Origin of the sequence: Streptomyces sp. SID5910 (assembly GCF_009862125.1) — a bacterium.
GTDB lineage: Bacteria > Actinomycetota > Actinomycetes > Streptomycetales > Streptomycetaceae > Streptomyces.
Window position 1 is genome coordinate 1 of sequence record NZ_WWHX01000230.1, and the last position, 4,884, is coordinate 4,884.

Genomic DNA, 4,884 nt, shown 5'->3' on the forward strand with positions numbered 1-4,884 from the left:
GTCGCGTACCCGCAGCCCGGCCGAGACGAGCCGCGCGCGCTGCACCGCCCCGGTCACCGGCGTCGACATGGGCACGCCCCGCAGCAGGGCCGGGTCGGGGCGGGCCAGGCCCAGCGCCCAGAAGCCGCCGTCCTCGGCCGGGCCGACGTACGCGTCGCAGCCGGCGAAGTCCACGGCGAGCAGCTCCGGCGTCACCTGGGGGGTGTCCATGCCGACCAGCAGGGCGGGCCCGGCGCAGCCGGCGAAGGCGTCCGCGAGCCGTTCGTCGAGCCCGCCCGCGCACTGCGGTACGACGTCGAAGCCGGCCGGCAGCCAGGGGCCGGGGGCGCCGTCGAGGACCAGCACCCGGCGCCGCGCGGGCGTGGCGGCCACGGCACGCAGGGTGTCGGTGAGGGCCGCCTCGGCGAGCGCCGCCGCCTCGGCCGGGGTGAAGGGCGGGGTGAGGCGGGTCTTGACGCGGCCCGGGCGCGGTTCCTTGGCGATGACGAGGAGGGTGGTCGCCATGCTCATCGTGAGTTCCCCCCGTGCGCCGCCTCACGCGGGGCGGGCCGTGCCGGGTCCTCGGCCAGGACCCGGCGCATGTCCCGTACGGCGTGCCAGGTGCCCCGCCAGGTCCCCGTCACCTTGGAGTCGCCGGTGCGGGGCAGGTAGGGGACGTCGTGCTCGGTGATCCGCCAGCCCGCGTCGGCGGCGCGCACCACCATCTGGAGGGGGTAGCCGCTGCGCCGGTCGGTGAGACCGAGGGCGAGCAGCCGCTCGCGGCGGGCGGCGCGCAGCGGGCCGAGGTCGTGCAGGCGAAGGCCCGTGCGGCGGCGGAGCATCCGGGCGAGGGCGAGGTTGCCGGCGCGGGCGTGCGCGGGCCACGCGCCCCGGCCCTGGGGGCGCCTGCGGCCGAGCACCAGGTCGGCCGTGCCGGCGCGGATCTCGTGCACGAAGGGCGCCAGCAGGGCCGGGTCGAGGGAGGCGTCGCAGTCGCAGAAGCAGACGATGTCGGCGGTGGCGGCGGTCAGCCCGGCGTGGCAGGCGGCGCCGAAGCCGCGGCGCGGCTCGGTCACGACCGTCGCGCCGAGGGCGCGGGCGAGGTCCGCCGAGCCGTCGGTGGAGCCGTTGTCGACGACGAGCGGGCGCCAGCCGTCGGGGATCCGGGCCAGAACCCAGGGCAGCGCCCCGGCCTCGTTCAGACAGGGCAGCACGACGTCGACGTAGGGAGCGGGCGAGGTGGTCACGGCTGCCACCCTACGAACCCGAACGGGACAAATAGGACGCCCGCTCCTTACGAAACGCGGACGTCGCCCGCCGTGCACGCCCACCCGGCCGCCACGCACGGACCACGGTGCGAGGCTGGTCGCATGCAGCCCCCGAACGAGCCCGCGTCCCCGGCAACGACCCCCGAGGGGCACCCCGCCGACACCCCGGTCGGGCGTCCCGGCGGCGCCCCCGTCGGGCGTTCCGGTGGCTCCCCGGAGGGGTCCGCCCGGGTGCTGGTCGTCGATGACGATCCCACCGTCGCCGAGGTCGTCGCCGGGTACCTGGACCGTGCCGGTTTCGTCGTCGACCGGGCCGGGGACGGGCCCGCCGCGCTTGCCCGGGACGCCGCGCACCGGCCGGATCTGGTGGTGCTGGATCTGATGCTGCCCGGCATGGACGGGCTGGAGGTCTGCCGGCGGCTGCGCGACCGGGGGCCCGTGCCGGTCGTCATGCTGACCGCCCGGGGCGACGAGGACGACCGCATCCTCGGCCTGGAGGTCGGCGCCGACGACTACGTGACCAAGCCCTTCAGCCCGCGAGAGCTCGTGCTGCGCGTCGAGTCCGTGCTTCGCCGCACCCGGCCCGCCCCCGCGGCCCGGCCCCTGTCCGCGGCCGGGCTGACTCTCGACCCCGCCGCCCGCCGCGCCGCCAAGGACGACACGGAACTCGCGCTGACCCTGCGCGAGTTCGACCTCCTCGCCTTCTTCCTGCGGCACCCGCGGCGGGCGTTCGCCCGGGAGGAGCTGATGCGCGAGGTCTGGGGCTGGGACTTCGGCGACCTGTCCACCGTCACCGTCCACGTCCGACGGCTCCGCGGCAAGGTCGAGGACGACCCGGCCCGGCCCCGGCTGATCCAGACCGTGTGGGGCGTCGGCTACCGCTTCGACCCGGCCGGCCGGGACCCGGAACCCGACGGGCAGGAGGCGGGCTGACCATGCGCGACACCCTCCTCATCGCCCTCTACGCCTTCGCCGGCGCCGCCGCCACCGGCCTCGCGGGTGCGGGCGTGCTGCGGCTCATCCGGCGCCGCTCCCTGACCGCGTCGCTCGCGGTGGTGGCCTCGGTCGCCGTCCTGGCGATGCTCGCGGGGACCCTCGCCGTCGCCTGGGCGATGTTCCTGTCCCCGCACGACCTCTCCGTCGTGACCACCGTCGTGGCGATGGCGGCCGTCGTCTCCCTCGCCACCGCGCTGCTGCTGGGCCGCTGGGTCGTCGCCCGCAGCCGCGAACTCACCGCCGCCGCACGCTCCTTCGGCGACGACGGCGGCTACGCGGCCCCCACGGCCCCCGCCACCGCCGAACTGGCCGCCCTCAGCCGGGAACTGGCCGCCACCAGCGCCCGGCTCACCGAGTCCCGGGAACGGGAGCGCGCCCTGGAGACCTCCCGGCGCGAACTCGTCGCCTGGATCTCGCACGACCTGCGCACCCCGCTGGCCGGCCTGCGCGCCATGTCCGAGGCCCTGGAGGACGGCGTCGCCGCCGACCCCGACCGCTATCTGCGCCAGATCCGCACCGAGGTGGAACGCCTCAACGGCATGGTCGGCGACCTCTTCGAACTCTCCCGCATCCACGCCGGCACCCTCCCCCTCGCCCCGGCCCGGATCTCGCTCTACGACCTGGTCGGCGACGCCCTCGCCGGCGCGGACCCGCTGGCGCGCGAGCACGGCGTACGGCTGGTCGGCGACGCCGTGGCGGCCGTGCCGGTCGAGGTGGACGGCAAGGAGATGAGCCGCGTCCTCGGCAACCTGCTGGTCAACGCCATCCGCCGCACACCCGCCGACGGCACGGTCGCGGTCGCCGCCGCACCCTCGCCCGAGGGCGTGGTGCTCTCCGTCACCGACGGCTGCGGCGGCATCCCCGAGGAGGACCTGCCCCGCGTCTTCGACACCGGCTGGCGCGGCAGCCACGCCCGTACGCCCCCGGCCGGGGCGGGACTCGGCCTCGCCATCGTCCGCGGCATCGTGGAGGCCCACCGGGGCCGGGCCACGGTCCGCAACATCCCCGGCGGCTGCCGCTTCGAGGTGCTCCTGCCCACGGCGGACGCCTGAGACGCCAGGGTCACGAAGGGCCGCTCGGGGTCACGCCCCGCGCAGTTCCGCCCCCGCGAACTCCCGCATCCCCTCCGCGAACCCCACCCGCGGCCGCCACCCCAGCTCGGCCCGCAGCCGCGAGGAGTCGGCGGTGATGTGGCGTACGTCGCCGAGGCGGTACTCGCCGGTGACGACGGGCTCGGGCCCGCCGTACGCGGCGGACAGGGCGGCCGCCATCTCGCCCACCGTGTGCGGATCACCGCTGCCGGTGTTGTAGACCGCGAGCGCCCCGGCCGACGGCCCGGCCTCAAGCGCCTCCAGCGCCGCGACGTTCGCCGCGGCCACGTCCCGCACGTGCACGAAGTCCCGGCGCTGGCGGCCGTCCTCGAAGACGCGCGGTGCCTCGCCGCGGGCGAGCGCGGAGCGGAAGAAGGACGCGACGCCCGCGTACGGGGTGTCGCGGGGCATCCGGGGCCCGTACACGTTGTGGTAGCGCAGCGACACCGCCGCCGCGCCGGTCGTCCGGGACCAGGCGGCGGCCAGGTGCTCCTGGGCCAGCTTGGTCGTGGCGTACACGTTGCGCGGGTCCGCCGGGGCGTCCTCGCCGACGAGCCCCGGGTCCAGGTCCGCGCCGCACACCGGGCACGCGGGCTCGAACCGGCCCGCGTCCAGGTCGGCGACGGCGCGCGGCCCGGGCCGCACCACCCCGTGCCGGCGGCACGCGTACCGCCCCTCCCCGTACACGACCATCGACCCGGCCAGCACCAGCCGCCGTACGCCCGCCTCCGCCATGGCGGTGAGCAGGACGGCGGTGCCGAGGTCGTTGCGCGAGACGTACTCCGCCGCGTCGGCGAAGCCGTTGCCGAGCCCGACCATCGCCGCCTGGTGGCACACGGCGTCCACTCCGGCCAGCGCCCGGGCGACGGCCGCCGGGTCGCGCACGTCGGCGCGGGGATCCTCGCGGACGTCGTAGCCGACGGGTTCGTGCCCGTGCGCCCGCAGCGCCTCCACGACATGGGACCCGATGAACCCGGCACCGCCGGTGACCAGTACGCGCATACGGCCACGCTAGGTCCGCGGGGGCGCCGGGGCGGGGCGCCGGACCGGCACGTCACGGGTCCGTAAGAAGCGGACGGGCGCGGGCGCCTCCGGTGACTTTGCCATCTCTTTACAACCCGCTCCCTCGCCGCCTCGTCTCTCCGCACGATCCGCGACCCACGCGACACGCGTCCCCGCGTCCCCGCCCACCGACCACGGGCGGACGGACCGACCGACGACACCGACCGACGACACCGACCGACGAGAGAGAGCGACCCCATGCGCCGGACCATCCTCAGTGCCCTGGCACTCGCGTGCACCGCCGTCCTGGCGAGCACCGCCCCCGCGTTCGCCGACGGCCCGACCGCGGCCCCCAGCAGCCCGCCGGCCACCGCCACCCCCGCCCCGTCCGCCCCGTCCGCCGAGCCGACCCAGGCGCCGTCGCCGGTGCCGTCCGTCAGCTCCCCGGCCGTCAGCACCCCGGTGCCGTCCGCCGAGCCGACCCGCCCGCCGGCCGACGGCCAGGTCTCCGCCGTGCCCGAGGGCGCGCCCGACACCGGCGCGACGGA

At 77.1% G+C, this 4,884-nt stretch carries 6 protein-coding genes; 3 read left to right on the plus strand and 3 right to left on the minus strand.

What is annotated here, in order from left to right; all coding sequences use genetic code 11:
- A partial coding sequence (locus GTW67_RS08415) for a TIGR04282 family arsenosugar biosynthesis glycosyltransferase (RefSeq protein ID WP_237518738.1) occupies nucleotides 1-510 on the minus strand: 510 nt, incomplete at its 3' end.
- Nucleotides 507-1,235 (minus strand): glycosyltransferase, encoded by a 729-nt coding sequence (locus tag GTW67_RS08420; protein WP_161164182.1) that lies wholly within the window; start codon nucleotides 1,233-1,235, stop codon nucleotides 507-509. The genes GTW67_RS08420 and GTW67_RS08415, both read right to left, overlap by 4 nt.
- Before the next feature lie 114 nt (nucleotides 1,236-1,349).
- Here GTW67_RS08420 and GTW67_RS08425 point away from each other — a divergent pair, with 114 nt between their 5' ends.
- Both GTW67_RS08425 and GTW67_RS08430 read left to right on the plus strand, forming a co-directional pair.
- Complete coding sequence (locus tag GTW67_RS08425) at nucleotides 1,350-2,180, plus strand: response regulator transcription factor (protein ID WP_237518739.1); 831 nt, start codon at nucleotides 1,350-1,352, stop codon at nucleotides 2,178-2,180.
- Nucleotides 2,181-2,182: 2 nt separating this feature from the next.
- Nucleotides 2,183-3,295 carry a sensor histidine kinase gene (locus GTW67_RS08430; protein WP_161164183.1) on the plus strand — a complete coding sequence of 371 codons (1,113 nt, stop codon included), beginning with the start codon at nucleotides 2,183-2,185 and terminating at the stop codon, nucleotides 3,293-3,295.
- 30 nt (nucleotides 3,296-3,325) lie between these two features.
- Here GTW67_RS08430 and GTW67_RS08435 read toward each other — a convergent pair whose 3' ends face one another.
- Nucleotides 3,326-4,336 carry an NAD-dependent epimerase/dehydratase family protein gene (locus GTW67_RS08435; protein ID WP_161164184.1) on the minus strand — a complete coding sequence of 337 codons (1,011 nt, stop codon included), beginning with the start codon at nucleotides 4,334-4,336 and terminating at the stop codon, nucleotides 3,326-3,328.
- 258 nt (nucleotides 4,337-4,594) lie between these two features.
- Here GTW67_RS08435 and GTW67_RS08440 point away from each other — a divergent pair.
- The coding region (locus tag GTW67_RS08440; protein ID WP_161164185.1) for a Tat pathway signal sequence domain protein at nucleotides 4,595-4,884 on the plus strand (290 nt) is incomplete at its 3' end.